The organism is Natrinema soli (assembly GCF_028618695.1).
Genome location: NZ_JAQIVI010000647.1, coordinates 1 through 758, shown reverse-complemented (window position 1 = coordinate 758; position 758 = coordinate 1). Strand labels below are relative to the sequence as shown.

Sequence of the window (758 nt, the reverse complement as noted above, 5' to 3'; positions counted from 1 at the left end):
GGGCCGGTCGAACACGAGTTCGACGGCGAGGTGGCCGTCGAGCCGCCGATCGAGCCGTGACGGACGGCCGTTCCGCCACCGAGGCCACGACCGACGACGCGACCAACGACACGTTCGACCCCATCGCGTTTCTCGAGGACGCCGTTCAGCATCCTTCCCACGAAGCCGTCGGTCCGATGCGCGACTTTCTCTGCGAGACGCTCGAGACCCGGGGCATCGAGCCCCGCGTCGACGACGCCGGAAACGTGCTGGCGAGTCGCGGACTCCCGGCGGGCGACGCCGAGACCCACGTCGTGTTGAACACGCACATCGATACGGTGTCGCCGCACGTCCCGTTCGAACGCGACGCGGACGAGGACGCTGACAGTCCAGACGTGATTCGCGGTCGGGGATCCTGCGACGCGAAGGGCCCGCTCGCGGCCATTCTCTCGGCCTTCTTCGCGGTCGAGCCGACCGGCTGTCGGATCACGCTCGCGGTCACCCCCGACGAGGAGGTGCTCTCGACGGGTGCGGACGCGCTGGTGTCGGGCGACGAGTCACCCGTTCGAAACGCGGACGCGGTGATCGTCGGCGAACCGACCGATCTCGATGTCTGTACCGCGGCGAAAGGCCGGTTCCAAGGGACGATTCACCTCTCGGGAGCCAACGCCCACGCCGCGGAACCCAAGACCGGGAGCAACGCGGTCACGGCCCTCGAGCCGGTCCTCGAGGCGATTCGAGCCTTCGACGAGCGCGCGGACGCGCCGCCGGCCCACCCC

Annotated in this window: 1 protein-coding gene; it reads left to right on the top strand. The window is 69.7% G+C overall.

Going from position 1 to position 758, the window contains the following annotated elements; all coding sequences use genetic code 11:
* Positions 1-56: 56 nt before the first annotated feature.
* The coding region (locus tag PGX04_RS29130) for a M20/M25/M40 family metallo-hydrolase (protein WP_273741687.1) at positions 57-758 on the top strand (702 nt) is incomplete at its 3' end.